Origin of the sequence: Streptomyces sp. NBC_00223 (assembly GCF_036199905.1) — a bacterium.
Classification (GTDB): Bacteria; Actinomycetota; Actinomycetes; order Streptomycetales; family Streptomycetaceae; genus Actinacidiphila.
This window is the reverse complement of the sequence record NZ_CP108109.1, coordinates 3,231,115-3,246,196: the sequence shown is the minus strand read 5'-3', so window position 1 is coordinate 3,246,196 and position 15,082 is coordinate 3,231,115. Positions and strand designations below refer to the sequence as shown.

Annotated in this window: 15 protein-coding genes and 1 pseudogene; 6 read left to right on the top strand and 10 right to left on the bottom strand. The window is 73.1% G+C overall.

Annotation, left to right across the window (positions count from 1 at the left end):
• Nucleotides 1-66 precede the first annotated feature (66 nt).
• From OHA30_RS13580 to OHA30_RS13570, 3 genes and pseudogenes are all read right to left on the bottom strand, one after another.
• A complete protein-coding gene (locus OHA30_RS13580; RefSeq protein ID WP_328914090.1) occupies nt 67-450 on the bottom strand; it encodes a rodlin in 384 nt (127 codons plus the stop codon).
• 68 nt (nt 451-518) lie between these two features.
• Entirely contained in the window at nt 519-1,133 is a 615-nt protein-coding gene (locus OHA30_RS13575) for a phosphatase PAP2 family protein (RefSeq protein ID WP_328914089.1), read from the bottom strand.
• A gap of 197 nt (nt 1,134-1,330) precedes the next feature.
• Nucleotides 1,331-1,981 (bottom strand): annotated as a pseudogene (locus OHA30_RS13570) (DedA family protein); the annotation flags it as partial.
• Nucleotides 1,982-2,097: 116 nt separating this feature from the next.
• On the opposite strand from OHA30_RS13570, the gene OHA30_RS13565 reads away from it, so the two are divergent.
• The 3 genes from OHA30_RS13565 (at nt 2,098) to OHA30_RS13555 (ending at nt 4,834) form a co-directional block, all read left to right on the top strand.
• Nucleotides 2,098-2,505 carry a BlaI/MecI/CopY family transcriptional regulator gene (locus OHA30_RS13565; protein ID WP_328914088.1) on the top strand — a complete coding sequence of 136 codons (408 nt, stop codon included), beginning with the start codon at nt 2,098-2,100 and terminating at the stop codon, nt 2,503-2,505.
• A 310-nt stretch (nt 2,506-2,815) separates the two neighbouring features.
• Nucleotides 2,816-3,751, top strand: a complete 936-nt coding sequence (locus OHA30_RS13560) for a M56 family metallopeptidase (protein WP_328914087.1) — start codon at nt 2,816-2,818, stop codon at nt 3,749-3,751.
• 48 nt (nt 3,752-3,799) lie between these two features.
• Nucleotides 3,800-4,834: a DUF2786 domain-containing protein gene (locus tag OHA30_RS13555; RefSeq protein ID WP_328914086.1), complete on the top strand. Its 1,035-nt coding sequence runs from the start codon at nt 3,800-3,802 to the stop codon at nt 4,832-4,834.
• A 33-nt stretch (nt 4,835-4,867) separates the two neighbouring features.
• On the opposite strand, the gene OHA30_RS13550 is transcribed toward OHA30_RS13555, so the two are convergent.
• The 6 genes from OHA30_RS13550 to OHA30_RS13525 form a co-directional block, all read right to left on the bottom strand.
• On the bottom strand, nt 4,868-5,932 hold the full coding sequence (locus OHA30_RS13550; protein WP_328914085.1) for a rod shape-determining protein: 1,065 nt from the start codon (nt 5,930-5,932) through the stop codon (nt 4,868-4,870).
• Nucleotides 5,929-6,465: a DUF7144 family membrane protein gene (locus OHA30_RS13545; RefSeq protein ID WP_328914084.1), complete on the bottom strand. Its 537-nt coding sequence runs from the start codon at nt 6,463-6,465 to the stop codon at nt 5,929-5,931. The genes OHA30_RS13550 and OHA30_RS13545 overlap by 4 nt, the downstream gene beginning before the upstream one ends.
• Nucleotides 6,466-6,752: 287 nt before the next feature.
• Nucleotides 6,753-6,968, bottom strand: a complete 216-nt coding sequence (locus OHA30_RS13540) for a dodecin (protein WP_328914083.1) — start codon at nt 6,966-6,968, stop codon at nt 6,753-6,755.
• A 26-nt stretch (nt 6,969-6,994) separates the two neighbouring features.
• A complete protein-coding gene (locus tag OHA30_RS13535) occupies nt 6,995-8,395 on the bottom strand; it encodes a glutamate decarboxylase (RefSeq protein WP_328914082.1) in 1,401 nt (466 codons plus the stop codon).
• 50 nt (nt 8,396-8,445) lie between these two features.
• Nucleotides 8,446-8,811 (bottom strand): YbjQ family protein, encoded by a 366-nt coding sequence (locus OHA30_RS13530; protein ID WP_328914081.1) that lies wholly within the window; start codon nt 8,809-8,811, stop codon nt 8,446-8,448.
• Between the two features lie 63 nt (nt 8,812-8,874).
• A complete protein-coding gene (locus OHA30_RS13525; RefSeq protein WP_328914080.1) occupies nt 8,875-10,263 on the bottom strand; it encodes an ABC transporter ATP-binding protein in 1,389 nt (462 codons plus the stop codon).
• Nucleotides 10,264-10,501: 238 nt separating this feature from the next.
• Between OHA30_RS13525 and OHA30_RS13520 the strand changes: the two genes are divergently transcribed.
• Both OHA30_RS13520 and OHA30_RS13515 read left to right on the top strand, forming a co-directional pair.
• Nucleotides 10,502-11,239 carry a DedA family protein gene (locus tag OHA30_RS13520; RefSeq protein WP_328914079.1) on the top strand — a complete coding sequence of 246 codons (738 nt, stop codon included), beginning with the start codon at nt 10,502-10,504 and terminating at the stop codon, nt 11,237-11,239.
• A 4-nt stretch (nt 11,240-11,243) separates the two neighbouring features.
• Nucleotides 11,244-12,809, top strand: a complete 1,566-nt coding sequence (locus OHA30_RS13515; protein ID WP_328914078.1) for a threonine/serine ThrE exporter family protein — start codon at nt 11,244-11,246, stop codon at nt 12,807-12,809.
• A gap of 86 nt (nt 12,810-12,895) precedes the next feature.
• Here the strand turns inward: OHA30_RS13515 and dacB are convergent, their stop codons facing one another.
• A complete protein-coding gene (gene dacB / locus OHA30_RS13510) occupies nt 12,896-14,263 on the bottom strand; it encodes a D-alanyl-D-alanine carboxypeptidase/D-alanyl-D-alanine endopeptidase (protein ID WP_328914077.1) in 1,368 nt (455 codons plus the stop codon).
• An 87-nt stretch (nt 14,264-14,350) separates the two neighbouring features.
• Between dacB and OHA30_RS13505 the strand changes: the two genes are divergently transcribed.
• Nucleotides 14,351-14,842, top strand: a complete 492-nt coding sequence (locus tag OHA30_RS13505; protein ID WP_328914076.1) for an inorganic diphosphatase — start codon at nt 14,351-14,353, stop codon at nt 14,840-14,842.
• Nucleotides 14,843-15,082: the final 240 nt, after the last annotated feature.

The following is a 15,082-nucleotide window of genomic DNA, read 5'->3' as shown; positions in this document are numbered from 1 at the left end:
CACCGCCGTTGTACGGACCGCCACCGCCGGTGGGTGCGGCGGTGGCGGCCCGTACGGCCCCGGCGGTCAGCGTCGGGCGGAGAGCAGCGAGTCGCCGCTGAGGATGTGGGAGAGGGGCCCGTCACCCTGGATCTGGCTGGAGTTCTTGGTGCACTGCTGGTTCTGCGTGCTGTTCAGGACGTTGACGTCCTGGACGGTGATCGGGATCAGACCGATCAGCGAGCCGAGGTTCGCCTTCACCGGGACCCCCGCGCAGAGGTTGTTCAGCGAGCCCTGGACCAGCCCGATCTGCGGGCTGAGGTTGCCGCCGGTGACCGTGTTGCCGACGGCGTCGACCGAGCCGTTGCCGTTGACGGTGGTGGGCCCGCCGGCCGCGGCGGCGACCCCGGCGGTGCCGACGAGGAGTGCGGCGGCGACGCCGCAGGCGGACATAATCGTACGGATGCGCATGTCTCTCCGTTCAGTGTCGAACATACGGAAGTACGACAATTGCATTGATATAAGGTGAATCATCCCATTCATCTGAACGTGGGCGTGCCGTCCGGCGACGCCTTCAGCACCGGCCGCAGCCGGGTGCCCCGCAGTCGATTCACCGCGGGGGCCGCCCGCCGCGTGGCGACCGCGAGCGGCCACGCCACCAGCGCGCCGAGCGCCAGCCCCGCCACCACGTCATGCGGATAGTGGACGCCGATCCACACCCGCGACGCGGCCATCGCCAGCGCCAGCGGTACGGCGATCAGGCCCGCCCGGCGGTGCGCCAGCAGCAGCGCGACGGCCGCGGCGGCGGCGATGGCGGAATGGTTGCTGGGGAAGGACCAGTCGCCGAGCGACGGGCAGGACTCGACGGTCGTGGTCACATGCAGCGTCCGGCAGGGCCGCTGCTCGTCGAAGACCGACTTGACGCCGTCGTTGACGAGGTAGACGGCGACCACGATCAGCGGGACGGCCAGCGCGGCGGCCATCCGCGCGGAGTCCGCGGGCCGGGCCCGCCACCACGTGAGCAGCATCAGCACGGCGAACAGGCCGAGGCCGTAGTCGCTGAACAGGCGGATCGCGGTGTCGACCGGCTGCGGGGTGTGCGCGGCCAGATCGACCACCCAGCGGTAGAGGCCGGCGTCGAAACGGGGGGTCACAGGCCCTCCGGATGCGCGGCGGGGGCGGCGGGCCCGGCGGTCGGGGGCTCGGCGGCGGGGCTGTGGTGGTGGTGCGGGCTGTGCGGGGTGTGGGGGTGGTGGTGGGTGCGCTCGGTGCGCGGGATCGAGGCGTACGGGGTCGGCGCCTGTGCGGCCGGGGCCGGCGCGTCCGCGGTGGCCGTCCCCGCGCCCTTCCCGCGTCCGCGCCGCAGCTCCAGCGCGAGCGGTGCCAGCGAGACCAGGACGATCAGCGCGACGATCGGCAGGAGGTAGGTGTCCACGTGCGGGATCGACGAGCCGAGGCCGTACCCGCCGAGCACCAGGCCCACGCTCCAGACGGTGCCGCCCGCGAGCTGCCAGACCGTGAAGGTGCGGGCGGGCACCCCCAGGGCGCCGGCCAGCGGGTTGAGCACCGTGCGGACCACCGGGATGAAGCGGGCCAGCACCACGGCCTTGGCGTGGCCGTACCGCTCCAGCAGCTCACCGGCCCTGGCCGCGCCCTCGTGGAGTTTGCGGCTGCGGGTCCTGGCCAGCAGCGCGGGTCCGCCGCGCCGCCCGATCACATATCCCGTCTGCGCCCCGATCAGTGCTCCCGCGAGCGAGGCGATCAGCACCTGCCACAGCGTGAGGTGCACGGCTGCGGACGAGCCGGACGCGCAGAGCAGCCCGGCGGTGAACAGCAGCGAGTCGCCGGGCAGGAAGAAGCCGACGAGCAGGCCGGTCTCGGCGAACATCACGACGGCGATGCCGAGCGCGCCGAAGGACGACAGCAGGGAGGTGGCGCTCAGGACGTTCACGGCCTGGTCGAACACGGGGCCGGACGGCGGTAGGGGCACGGGCAGGGGCATGGCGGTGGGGCCCTCCCATAATGGGTCGGGGGGCGCGGCGGGGCACCCCTGCCGACTACAGTCGTGTAGTCGGTCTACGGAACTGTAGACGAAGAGTGGGAAGGGGCGATCCATCCATGCCGGAGGCCAACGCGGCGCGCCGCCCTTCGGGTGAGCTGGAGGCGAGCGTGCTCGCGGCGCTCTGGGCGGCGGGCGGCCGCGCGCTGACCCCCTCGGACGTCCAGCGCGACCTGGGTACGGCCCTGGCGCGCACCACGGTGACGACGATTCTGGGGCGGCTGTACGAGAAGGGGTCCGTGACGCGGGTGCGGTACGGGCGCGGCTACGCGTATCTGCCGGTCCAGGACTCGCCGGGGCTCGCCGCGCGACGGATGCGGACGGAACTCGACAAGTCGGCGGAGGACGACCGGGGGACGGTGCTGGCGCGCTTCGTCTCGGAGCTGAGCCCCGACGACGAGGCCCTCCTGCGCACCCTCCTCGCCGACGCGCCCCCGCCCCCCGATGCCGAGGCCCCCACGTGCTGACCCCCCACCGCCGACCACATGGCGACGCCCCCGGCCACCCCCTCCGCCCCGCCGAGCCCCCACCACCGAGCGCGTCGCCCTTCCCCCTGACGCCGCCCGCACCCGGCCGCACGGCCTGCCCCGCGGCCGGTCACTCGCTTGTCGGCGCTCGCCGCCTCCTCGCACCAACCTCCGCGCCCGGCCGCCCGCTTGGCGCGGGGTGCGTCGGTGGGGGTGGGGCCGTGGCGGGATGGCCGCCGGGCCGGGCGGGGCGAGGGAGCACGGCCGTGTGCGGGCTCGCGGGTGGATGGCTCCCCGGAGGGGTGGTCGCGTGAATTGGGTGGTGTGGGGGCCGCTTGTCGCTCCCGTGCTCGGGGCCGCCGCCGCCAGGCGGCTCGCCGAGGCGCTGCCGCCGCGCGCCGCGGCCTGGCTGATCGCCGTGTCCGCCGTGACGCTCGCCATGTGCGGCACCGCCGCGCTCGCCCTGCTCGCCGGCGCGGGAGCGCTCCGGCTGCCGCCGGTCGCCGCGCTCGGCCACCTCGTCCTGCCCGTGGTCGGCGACGAGGTGACCGTACCGGCCGCCTGCGCCGCCGCCGTCCTGCTCACCGCCGTCCTCGCCGCGCTGGCGCGGACCCTGCGGCGGCACGTCCTGCTCCCCGCCCGGGCCAGGCGGCTGGCCGACGGGACCGGGACCGCCGCAGGCGATCTGACCGTGCTGCCCGACGCCGGGCCCGACGCGTACGCCCTGCCCGGCCGCCCCGGCCGGATCGTCGTGACCAGCGGCATGCTCCGCGCCCTCGACCCGGCCGAACGCGAAGCCCTGCTCGCCCACGAACGCGCCCACCTCGCCGGCCGTCACCATCTCTTCCTGACCGCCCTCGCGCTGGCCTGCGCCTGCCACCCCGCGCTGCGCGTCCTGCGCGGACCCCTGTCGTACGCGCTCGAACGGTGGGCCGACGAGGCCGCCGCCGAAGCCGTGGGCGACCGTCGGCTCGCCGCCCGCGCGATCGGCCGCGCCGCCCTGGCCTCGCGCCCGTCGCCGCGCCCGCACGCGGCGGTTCTGTCGGCCACGGCCGGACCCGTACCGCGCCGGGTCGCCGCCCTGCTCGGTGTGGACCCGGCGCCGTCCGGACTGCGCGCCCGTACATCGCGGGTGACGGCCGTCCTGCTGGCCGCCTGCCTCGCCGTGTCGGCCGCGTGCGCCCTGGAGGCGGCCCACGACCTGCACGGCTCCATCGAGGTCGCCCAGGGCGAGCACAGCCGCTGAGCCCCGGCACTGTCCGTGCCACCCCGCCGCGTCACGGACAATGGCCGGGTGGACGAGTTCGAGCAGGCGTACGGCCGGGCGCGCGCGGCCGGCGGCGCAGAGGCCGAGGTGGACGCGGCCGCCTCCGTACTCGCGGCCCGCGGCGAGACGTGGAGCGCGGCGGCCGCCGCGTTGGCCACCCGGCTCGTACGGGAGTGCCTGGCCCGAGGGTGGGAGCGCCCCGACCTCGTCCGCATGGCCGGCCGTGCACTCACCGCCCGTCACCAGCGGCTGGCCGAAGCGCTGGAACCCGGCGCCGACGACCTCGCGCGCTTCGCGGCGCGCGAACGGCTCGACCGCTTCTCCGCCGCCTCCGTCTTCGTCGAACTGCTCTGCCTGTACGGCCGCCTCCCCCGTATCACCGCGGTGACCCCCGCGACCGAGGCCCCCGCCACGCCCCCGGCGCCCGGCGCGTCCCGGATGCTGGGGCGGATTCGCGCGCTGCTCGCGAAGGCCGAGTCCACCGGCTTCCCCGAGGAGGCGGAGGCGCTGTCCGCGAAGGCCCAGCACCTGATGGCCCGGCACAGCATCGACGAGGCACTGCTGTCGGCGCCCGGCAGCGGCGGCCCCGGCGCCCGCCGGATCGGCGTGGACCGGCCGTACGAGGGCGCCAAGGCGCTGCTGCTCGACGCCGTCGCCGCGGCGAACCGCTGTGAGTCCGTCTGGTCGGGCGACTTCGGCTTCTCGACGGTCGTCGGCCACGCGGCGGACCTCGACGCGGTGGAACTCCTCTACACCTCGCTGCTCGTCCAGGCCGACCACGCGCTGCACCGGGGGAAGTCCTCCCGCTCCCGGGACTTCCGCGAGTCCTTCCTGATCGCGTACGCGTCCCGGGTCCGTGAACGGCTCACCGCCGCGACCGACGAGGAGGTCCGGGCCACCCCGGGGGCGCCCGGCCTGCTGCCCGTGCTCGCGGCCCGCGACCTGGCGGTACGGACCGAGACCCGGCGGCTGTTCCCCACGACGACCACGTCCCGCCTCAAGGGACGGGACGCGGAGGGCTGGAGCCACGGCGAGGCGGCGGCCGACCGCGCCCGGTTCTGAGGCCGCGCGGGCCCGGAACCGGGCGCCTCGCCGTTACACCGCCAGCGCTTCGAGCGACATCGCCCGCACCTGGCCCTCGATCATCGCGCCCAGCCCGCACACGGCCACCGTGTCCGGGTGCGGCGCGATGTGCACGGGCATCCCCGTGGCCCGCCGCAGCATCAGATCGAGCCCCGGCATGTGCGCGCTGCCGCCCGCGAGCATGATCCCGCGGTCGCCGAGGTCGGCGACCAGATCCGGCTCGCAGCGCCGCAGCACCGAGGTGATCGCGTCCAGCACGGAGGTCAGCGGTGTGCGCATCGCCTGCCGTACGGCCTCGGTCTCGACGAGCACCGTGCGGGGCATACCGCTGACCACGTCGCGCCCGTGCACCTTCGTGGTGGTCGTACCGCCCGTGCCGGGCCCGCCGAGCACCTGGTGCAGCGGCCGTACGGACTGGCTCGGCAGCAGCAGCTCGTGCCGGTGCCGCAGATGCTCCACCACCGCGCGGTCGATCGCGTCGCCGCCGACGGGGACGGTCTCCGCGGCCACGATCGACCCGAGCGAGAGCACCGCGACCTGGGTCGTACCGGCCCCGCAGACCACGACCATCGTGGCCTCCGGGTACTCGACGGGCAGCCCGCAGCCGACGGCCGCCGCGATCAGGGTGTCCACCATCTCCACCCGGCGGGCACCGAGCCCGTAGAGCGTCTCCATCGCGGCCCGCCGGGCGATCGGCTCGGCGCCGTGCGGCATGCACACCGCCGCCCGCATCACGGGCATCCCGCGCAGCAGCGAGAGCCGCAGCCAGCGCCGGCCGAGCTTGTCGCCGAGCACGTGCCGCAGCATCCGCTGGGCCATGTCGATGTCGACCACCGCGCCGCCGGCCACCGGGCGGGCGACCCGGATGTGGTCGGGGGTGCGGCCGGCCATCGTCTCGGCGCGGGCGCCGACCGCGATCAGCGCGCCGGTCCGGATGTCGACCGCCGCGACGCTCGGCTCGTCGACGACCAGCCCGGAGTTGCGCAGATAGACCCGGGTACGGGCGGCTCCCAGATCGACGGCGATCGTGCAGCGCCGCAGCTGGTCAAGGGTGGGTGTGAGCGGGTTCGGGATCACAGCAGGGCCCCCGTCCGTGCGTTGCCTCGGTGGTATGTGGCCAGCGACCAGATGATGAACGTGTCGATCGCGATCATGATGATCGACCAGACCGGCTGGTAGGGCAGGAACATGAAGTTGGCGATCAGGTTCAGCGCGGCGATCAGGATGCCCGCGTACCGCGCCCACTCCAGGCCGGAAAGCAGTCCGAAGCCGATGAGCAGCGCGATGACGCCGAGGACCAGATGGATCCAGCCCCACGCCGTCACGTCGAACTTGTAGGTGTAGGAGCCGCGCGTGACGACGTACACCGTGTCCTTCGCGATGCCGACGACGCCTTCGAGCACCGCGAGCGCGCCGCCGATCACCAGCATCATCCCGGCGAAGAGGGTGCCGCCGCCCGCCCAGCCGTTGCCCGGCCCGTGCCCCTGGTGCGGCTGGTGGCCGCCGTGCGGGGTGTGGGCGGGGGTCGGTCCGGTCGGGGCCGGACCGCCGGGCCCCGGCGGTCCGGCGCCCGGCGGTGGGGGACTGGCGGGTGGATCGTGCTGACTCATGACGGCTCCCGAGAATGCGTCGCGTCCACGGCGGTGACGACGGGACTCGGGTGCGAATCCGTCGTATGTCCGCCTTGACGACAAAAGGATTTGACGAATTGTCGGATTTGGCGACCTTTGTTGAGCCGTCCAGGGAGCCGCCGTCCGGGAAAACGCCCCCGGACGGCGCAACCAGGGCGCGAAGCCGGGGTACGAAGCTCGGGTGACGAACCAAGGTGCCGAAGGGCGCGGACGGGCGCTCGTGCCCGTCCCTCCCGTACGAGCCGCCGTACGGGAGGATCCCGCGCCTACTCGGCGTCCTCCAGGCGGAAGCCGACCTTGAGCCCGACCTGGTAGTGCTCGATCTCCCCGTCCACGATGTGCCCGCGGACCTGGGTGATCTCGAACCAGTCCAGCCCGCGCAGGGTCTTGGCGGCGCGCCTGACGCCGTTGCGGACGGCCGCGTCGACCCCCTCGGGCGAGGTGCCGACGATCTCGGTGACGCGATAGGTGTGCGCGGACATGGGGGTGCCCCTTTCGGCGGTGGGACTCAGTGGTGGAAGGCGGTCGCTACGGACTCCGGACGGTTCAACGGGTGCGCCTGGCGGCGCAGTTCGGGCAGCAGCCGGGTGATGTCGTCCATCAGCAGGTCGGCCAGGTCCTGCGAGAAGGCGTTGCGGCAGACCAGCCGCAGCACGGCCAGGTCCTGGCGGTCGGCCGGGAAGGTGTACGCGGGCACCAGCCAGCCGTGCTCGCGCAGCCGCCGCGAGACGTCGAAGACGTCGAACGAGGTCACGCCCGGCGCGGTGGTGACGGCGAAGACCGGCAGCTGGTCGCCCTTGGTGACCAGCCGGAAGTCGCCCAGCTCCGCGAAGCTCTTGGCGAGCGAGCGGGCCACGTCCCGGCTGGACTGCTGCACCGCCCGGTAGCCGTCCCGGCCCAGCCGCATGAAGGAGTAGTACTGGGCGACGACCTGCGCGCCCGGCCGGGAGAAGTTCAGCGCGAAGGTCGGCATGTCACCGCCGAGGTAGTTCACCCGGAAGACCAGCTCCTCGGGCAGCGCCTCCGCGTCCCGCCACAGCGCCCAGCCGACGCCCGGGTACACCAGGCCGTACTTGTGGCCCGAGGTGTTGATCGACGCCACCCGCGGCAGCCGGAAGTCCCACACCACGTCGGGGTCGAGGAAGGGCGCCACCATCGCGCCCGAGGCACCGTCCACATGGACCGGGATGTGCGTCCCGGTCCGCTCCTCGTAGGCGTCGAGCGCCGCGCAGATCTCGGCGACCGGCTCGTACGACCCGTCGAAGGTCGAGCCGAGCACGGCCACCACGCCGATGGTGTTCTCGTCGCACAGGGCGAGCGCCGCCTCGGCGTCCAGGTGCAGCCGGTCGCCGCTCATCGGCGCGAGCCGGGCCTCGACCTCCCAGAACGTGCAGAACTTCTCCCAGCAGACCTGGACGTTCGCGCCCATCACCAGATTGGGCCGGGCGGTCGCCGGATACCCCGGGGTGCGCTTGGTCCAGCGGCGCTTGAGCGCCATGCCGGCCAGCATGCACGCCTCCGAGGAACCGGTGGTCGAGCAGCCGACGACCTGACCGGGGTCGGGCGCCTGCCACAGGTCGGCGAGGATCGACACACAGCGCCGCTCCAGCTCGGCGGTCCGCGGGTACTCGTCCTTGTCGATCATGTTCTTGTCCGCGCACTCGGACATCAGGAGGGCCGCCTGCGGCTCCATCCAGGTGGTCACGAAGGTCGCGAGGTTGAGCCGCGAGTTCCCGTCGAGCATCAGCTCGTCGTGCACGAGCTGATACGCGGCCGTGGGCGTCATCGGCCCCTCGGCCAGCTTGTGCTTGGGCGGGGCGGCGTTCATGTCGGCGACCGGATCGGCGGCGCCGAAGAAGGGGTTGACGGCGACGTCGTTCCGTACGCTGGAGCCTTTGTGCAGGGCCATGGGGGTGCCTTCCGGCGGGGGGACGGTGGGCGCTGGCTACCCGGGACGCCCTACTCGCGGGCGAGCACCACCGCCGTGCCGTACGCGCACACCTCGGTGCCGAGGTCGGCGGCGTCGGTCACGTCGAACCGCATGGCGAAGACGGCGTTGGCGCCGCGCGCCCGCGCCTGCTCGACCAGCCGTTCCATGGCCTGGTTGCGGGTCTGCACCAGGGTCTTGGTCAGACCCTTCAGCTCCCCGCCGATCATCGATTTCAGCCCCGCGCCGATCTGGCTGCCCAGATGCCGGGACCGCACGGTCAGCCCGAACACCTCGCCGATCACCCGCTCGACCCGGAAGCCCGGGGCGTCGTTCGTGGTGACGACGAGGATGTCCGCGCCCGCGGTCTGACCGCCGCCGTAGTCGTCGATACTCATAGCCGCAGCCTGCCCGCCCTCACCGGGATACGCATCCGGGCGTAGGCCGCTCGCGGCCCCCGGCTACTCCAGACGCGGCTGCTCGGCCGGGGCGGGGCAGATCCTGCGGCCCTCGTGGTCGAAGACGTACAGCTGCGCGAGGTCCACCAGCAGCGGGACACGGTCGCCGCGGCGGACCCGGATGTCGGGTCCGGTGCGCACCACGATGTCGCCGGTCTGGGTCTCCGGCGTGGAGTTGGGGCGGTCCATCACGGAGACCGGGCCGTGGCCCGGCGAGTGGGACGGCTTCGCGGGCGCGCCGCCGTCCCGGTCCATCACCGACGCCTGGAGCCGGCGCGCGGCCTTCTGCGCGAACTTGCCGAGGCTGCCGGAGCCGTTCGACGACCGGCGCGAACCGGGGCGCACGCCGGGCCCGGTGGGCCGCGGCGCCTCCAGTTCGGGGACGACGGCCGGACGCGAGCCGGTGTTGAGGTGCACCAGCGACTCATGGCCCTGGTACTCCACGTGCTCGACGATCCCGCTCAGCACGACCTCGCCGGCGTGCGCCTGGCTGGGCTGGGCGATCCGGACCGCCTCCGAGCGCAGCCCGACGATGATCGGACGGCCCTGCTGGATGCGCAGCATCTGGTGGTCGTAGCTCAGCGGCTCGGGCAGGCCGAGCCGCTGGCGGCCGAAGTCGATCCACATGCCGCCGCTGAGCGGGGCGATCACGGTGGCCTGGAGCAGATTGATCCTCGGGGTGCCGACGAAGGCGGCGACGAAGACGTTCTCCGGCAGGTGGTACGCCTCGCGCGGGCTGCTGATCTGCTGGAGCACCCCGCTGCGCATGATGGCGACCCGGTCGCCCAGCGACATCGCCTCGGCCTGGTCGTGCGTGACGTACACGGTGGTGACGCCCATGCCGTGGGTGAGGCGGGCGATCTCGGCGCGCAGGTGGGCGCGGAGCTTCGCGTCCAGGTTGGACAGCGGCTCGTCCATCAGGAAGACCGAGGGGTGGCGGGAGATCGCGCGGCCCATCGCGACACGCTGCCGCTCACCGCCGGAGAGCTGTCCGGGGTAGCGGTCCAGGATCTCCTCGATGCCGAGGATGCGCGCCGTCTCGTCGACCCGGGGCCCGTGCTCCTCGCCGGGCATCTCGAACCGCAGCGGGAAACCGATGTTCTCGCGGCTGGTCATGCTCGGGTAGAGGGCGAAGTTCTGGAACACCATCGCCATCTTGCGGTCGCCGGGCGCGAGGTCGTTGGAGTATTCGCCGTCCAACAGCAGCTCGCCGGTCGTGATGTCCTCAAGGCCGGCGATCATGCGCAGAACGGTCGATTTCCCACAGCCCGAAGGACCGAGGAGCACCAGGAACTCACCTGGTGCGATGTCGAGCGAAAACCTGTCCACGGCCGGCGACGGCTGCTTCGGGTAGTACTTGGAAACTTCGTGCAGGGTGATGGCGCGAGTCATAACGGGAGCCGCCAGGTGGTCGGACGCGGTGACGGGGCACGTGGGGGGTACGTGTGGGGCAGATCTTGTGTGACGCAAGAGCCGTACGAGACGTACGAGACCTGTACGAGTCTTACTAGTGGCCTGTCTGGGTACTTGTCGGACTTAAGAGGGTGCAGGATGACGCTGCGGAGAAGGTAGTCCACTACCCGTAGGTTGCGAAACGTTTGTATCAACACTGGATTGATACTTTTGGATCGTGACGACACTCGCCCTTGGCCCGAGCTGGCTCGACCCCGACCATCTGATCAACACATACGGTCTGTGGGGCGTGCTGCTGATCGTGTTCGCCGAGTCCGGCCTGCTCATCGGATTCTTCCTGCCGGGCGACTCCCTGCTGTTCACCACGGGGCTGCTGGTGGCCACGGGAACGCTGGACCGGCCGCTGGCGCTGGTGGCCACGCTGATCGCGCTGGCGGCCGTCCTGGGTGAGCAGGTCGGCTATCTCTTCGGCCGCAAGGTGGGCCCCTCGCTCTTCCGGCGGCCCGATTCCCGGCTCTTCAAGATGGAGAACATCGAGAAGGCGCACGCATTCTTCGAACACCACGGGCCCAAGGCGATCGTCATGGCCTGCTTCGTGCCGATCGTGCGGACGTTCACCCCGATCGTCGCAGGCGTCAGCCGGATGAACTACCGCACCTTCGCCACCTACAACATCATCGGCGGCACGCTGTGGGGCGCGGGCGTCACCGTCCTCGGTTACTGGCTCGGCCAGATCGAATTCGTGCACGAGAACATCGAGGCGATGCTCGTCCTCGTCGTGTTCATCTCCCTGGTGCCGATCGGGATCGAGTACCTGCGCTCGCGCGGCAAGGCGAAGACCGCCGCGCCGGCTACCGAGGGTGCCGAAGGTCCGGCCGGCGCCGGGGCCGCGGTGGCGCCCGCCGAGGCGCTGTCGGCGCCGCGCAGCGGCCGCCACCGGGCGCAGAAGCGCTGATGTCTTGAACGGCGAGCGGCACGACGGCGGGCGCGGCCCGGACGAGCAACCCCCGGAGCGCCCGCCCGGGCCGTCCGCAGCGCCCGGTGCGCCCGCCGGGGCCGGCGCGCGTGACGTCCCCGGGGTCCGCTCGGGGTTCACCCCGCCCGAGGGCATCCCCGTGGTCGTGCTGCCGCCCGACGACGCCCGCTGGCAGGACCGGATGCGGGCGTACATCCGGCTGCCCGCCACCGAGCGCCCGGCGCTGCCCCCGGGCCGCTCCGAGGCCGCCCCCACCGCCTCCGTGCCGCGTGTCCTCGACCTGACCCTGCGGATCGGCGAACTGCTGCTGGCCGGCGGCGAGGGCGCGGAGGACGTCGAGGCGGCGATGTTCGGCGTGGCCTTCGCCTACGGGCTGGCCCGGGTGGAGCCCACCGTCACCTTCACGCTGATCGGCATCTCGTACCAGCCGTCGCTGACCGAGACCCCGGTCACCATGAGCCGTACGGTCCGCCGCCGCGGCACCGACTACACCCGGCTCGCCGCCGTCTTCCAGCTCGTCGACGCGATCACCGCGCACGAGGCGACCCTGGAGGAGGCGTACCGGCGGCTGACCGTCATCCGCCGCAACCGGCACCCGTACAGCAACTGGACGCTCACCGCCGCCTCGGGGCTGCTCGCGGGCGCGGCCAGCGTGCTGGTCGGCGGCAGCCCGGTGATCTTCGCGGCGGCCGCGCTGGCCGCGATGCTCGGCGACCGGCTGGCCTGGCTGCTGGCCGGACGCGGACTGCCGGAGTTCTACCAGTTCGCGGTCGCCGCGATGCCCGCCGCCGCGATGGGCGTGGTCGTCGACCGCTACGCGCACTGGATCCCGGGCGCGGGCGGTGTGCAGTCCTCCGCGGTCATCACCGGTGGGCTCTTCGCGCTGCTGCCCGGACGCGCCCTGGTCGCCGCCGTCCAGGACGGCCTGACCGGCTACTACATCACCGCGTCGGCCCGGCTGCTCGAAGTGATGTACCTGGTGGTCGGCATCGTCATCGGCGTCACCCTGGTGCTGTACGCGGGGGTGTCGCTGGGCGCCGACCTCAACCCGGAGCTGCGCCTGCGGGCGTACAACCACCCGTGGGTGCAACTGCTCGCCGCGATGGTGGTGACGCTGGCCTTCGCGGTGCTGCTCCAGTGCGACCGCTCGGTGCTGCTGCTGGTCACCCTCAACGGCGGCGTCGCCTGGACGGTCTTCGGGGTGCTCCACCAGAGCGCGGGCGGCAACCAGGTCGCCGCGACCGCCGCCGCGGCGGGCCTGGTCGGCCTCTTCGGGCAGCTGATGGCCCGCTACCGGTATGTCTCGGTGCTCCCGTACGTCACCGCCGCGATCGGGCCGCTGCTGCCCGGCTCGGCGACGTACTTCGGGCTGCTCGCGCTCACCCAGCACCACCCCGACCAGGCGTTCACCCAGCTCACCAAGGCGGCGGCGCTGGCGCTGGCCATCGCGGTCGGCGTCAACCTCGGCAACGAGATCGCCCGCCTCTCGCTGCGGCCCCCCGGCCCCTCGGCCCCGCGCAAGGCGGCCAAGCGCACCCGCGGCTTCTGAGGCTTCCGAGGGGTGCGGGGGCCGGGCCCACTCGCCGACCGGGCCCACTCGCGGACCGGGGCCGGGCGTACGGGCGTTCACGGGCGTTACGGCTTGGTGAGCGCCGCCGCGAGCCGGTCGAGGGCCGCTTCCGCCGCCGCGGGGTCGCTCGTCTCCTGCGTCATGAACGAGAAGGCGAGCAGCCGGCCCGAGGGCGCCACCACGATTCCCGCGATCGTGTTGGTCCCGGTCAGCGTCCCCGTCTTGGCGCGCACGACCCCGGCCCCCGGTGCCGCCCGGAACCGCTCGGCCAGCGTTCCGCTGAACCCGGCCACCGGCATCCCCGTCAGCACCGGGCGCAGCTCGGCGTGGTCCGGCGCGGCCGCCAGCGCCAGGATCCGGGCCAGCGTCACGGGCGCCAGCCGGTCGTCGTGGTCCAGCCCGCTGCCGTCCCGGAACACCGCGCCCGACAGCGGCACCCCGTACTTCCGCAGCGCCTCGGGGATCGCCTTGGCCGCCCCGGCGAAGCTGCCCGGCTCCCCGGCGGCCAGCGCGACGTGCCGGGCCAGCGCCTCCGCCAGGTCGTTGTCACTGTTCGTCAGCATCCGCTCGACCAGCTCGGACAGCGGGGCCGACCGGTGGACGGCCAGCCGCGTACCGCCCTTGCCGCTGCCCGGACGCGGCCAGTCCTCGACCGTCACACCGCGGTCCCGCAGCAGGCCCGCGAAGGCGCTCGCCGCCGCGGCCGCCGGGTCGTACGAGCGCTGCGCGGGACCGGCGGTGCTGTGGTCGAGCCGCCCCTCGTCCACCATCAGCGCGGTGACGGACGCGAGGTTCTCGTTCCAGCCGATGGGGTGCTGCGAGGAGCCGCTGTACAGCGAGGTGTCGTACGACAGCCGTACGGCCGTGGTGCCGCGCGCGGTCAGCGCGGCGGCGGTGTCGTCGGCGAGCTGCCCTAGATCGAGGGTGGGGTCACCGCCGCCGACCAGCACGATCCGGTCCTCGGCGGTCGCCACCACGGAAGTGGTCAGCCGGTGGTCGGGCCCGAGCATGCCGAGCGCGGCGACGGCCGTGGCGAGCTTGGTGGTGGAGGCCGGGGTGGTCGCGGCGCCGCCTCTGTGGTCGTAGAGCGACTTCCCTGTGGCCACGTCGATCACGGCGCCCGTGCGTATGGAGCCGAGTCCGGCCGCGGACATCAGCGGGTCGAGCCGGGAGGCGAGCGCCCGGGCGGGCGGCGCGTCCGTCCCCGCGGGGAGGAGCACGGGCGCGGCGGTCGGCGCGGGCGGCAGGACGGGCCCGGACACCGCGGAACGCGCGGACACCGTGGTCGCCCGGTCGTACGCCCCGGCCCGGGACCGTTCCGCCGTCCGCTGCCCCGACTCCCACGGTCCGGCGGCGGCCACCGCCCCGGCGGCCACCAGCAGTCCTGTCGCGGCGGACCCCGCCACGAGCTGCCACGTTCTGCCGAGCGGCACCGGCGACCAGCCCCTTTCGCAACCACCCTGACGCGTGGGAGACACTTAACCACCCACACTGTGCGCTGATCATGGAGGAGTAGGGCCTTGGAGTTCGACGTCACGATCGAGATCCCGAAGGGTTCGCGGAACAAGTACGAGGTGGACCACGAGACCGGTCGTATCCGCCTGGACCGGCGGCTCTTCACGTCGACCAGCTACCCGGCCGACTACGGCTTCGTCGAGAACACCCTCGGCGAGGACGGGGACCCGCTGGACGCGCTGGTCATTCTGGACGAGCCGACGTTTCCCGGCTGCCTCATCACGTGCCGGGCGATCGGCATGTTCCGGATGACGGACGAGGCCGGCGGTGACGACAAGGTGCTCTGCGTGCCCGCGTCCGACCCGCGGGTGGAGCACCTGCGTGACATTCACCACGTCAGTGAGTTCGACCGGCTGGAGATCCAGCACTTCTTCGAGGTCTACAAGGACCTGGAGCCCGGCAAGTCCGTCGAAGGCGCGGACTGGGTGGGCCGCGCGGAGGCCGAGGCGGAGATCGAGGAGTCCTTCCGCCGCCTCAAGGAGCAGGGCGGTCACTGACCCCTCCCCGGGGTGGGCGAGCGGGGTTTCCCCGGCGCGCCCACCCCGGACCTCTCCCTGCGCTCAAACGCCGCGCGGGCTTTTTTTGTGCGCTCAAACGCCGCGCGGGCTTTTTTTGTGCGCTCAAACGCCGCGCGGGCTTGGTTGTGGTCGACGCCCGACCACAACCAAGCCCGCCCGGCGTCTGAGGGCAGAGTGAGCCCGCCCGGCGATTGAGGGCAGGAGGCGGGGGGCGACGGA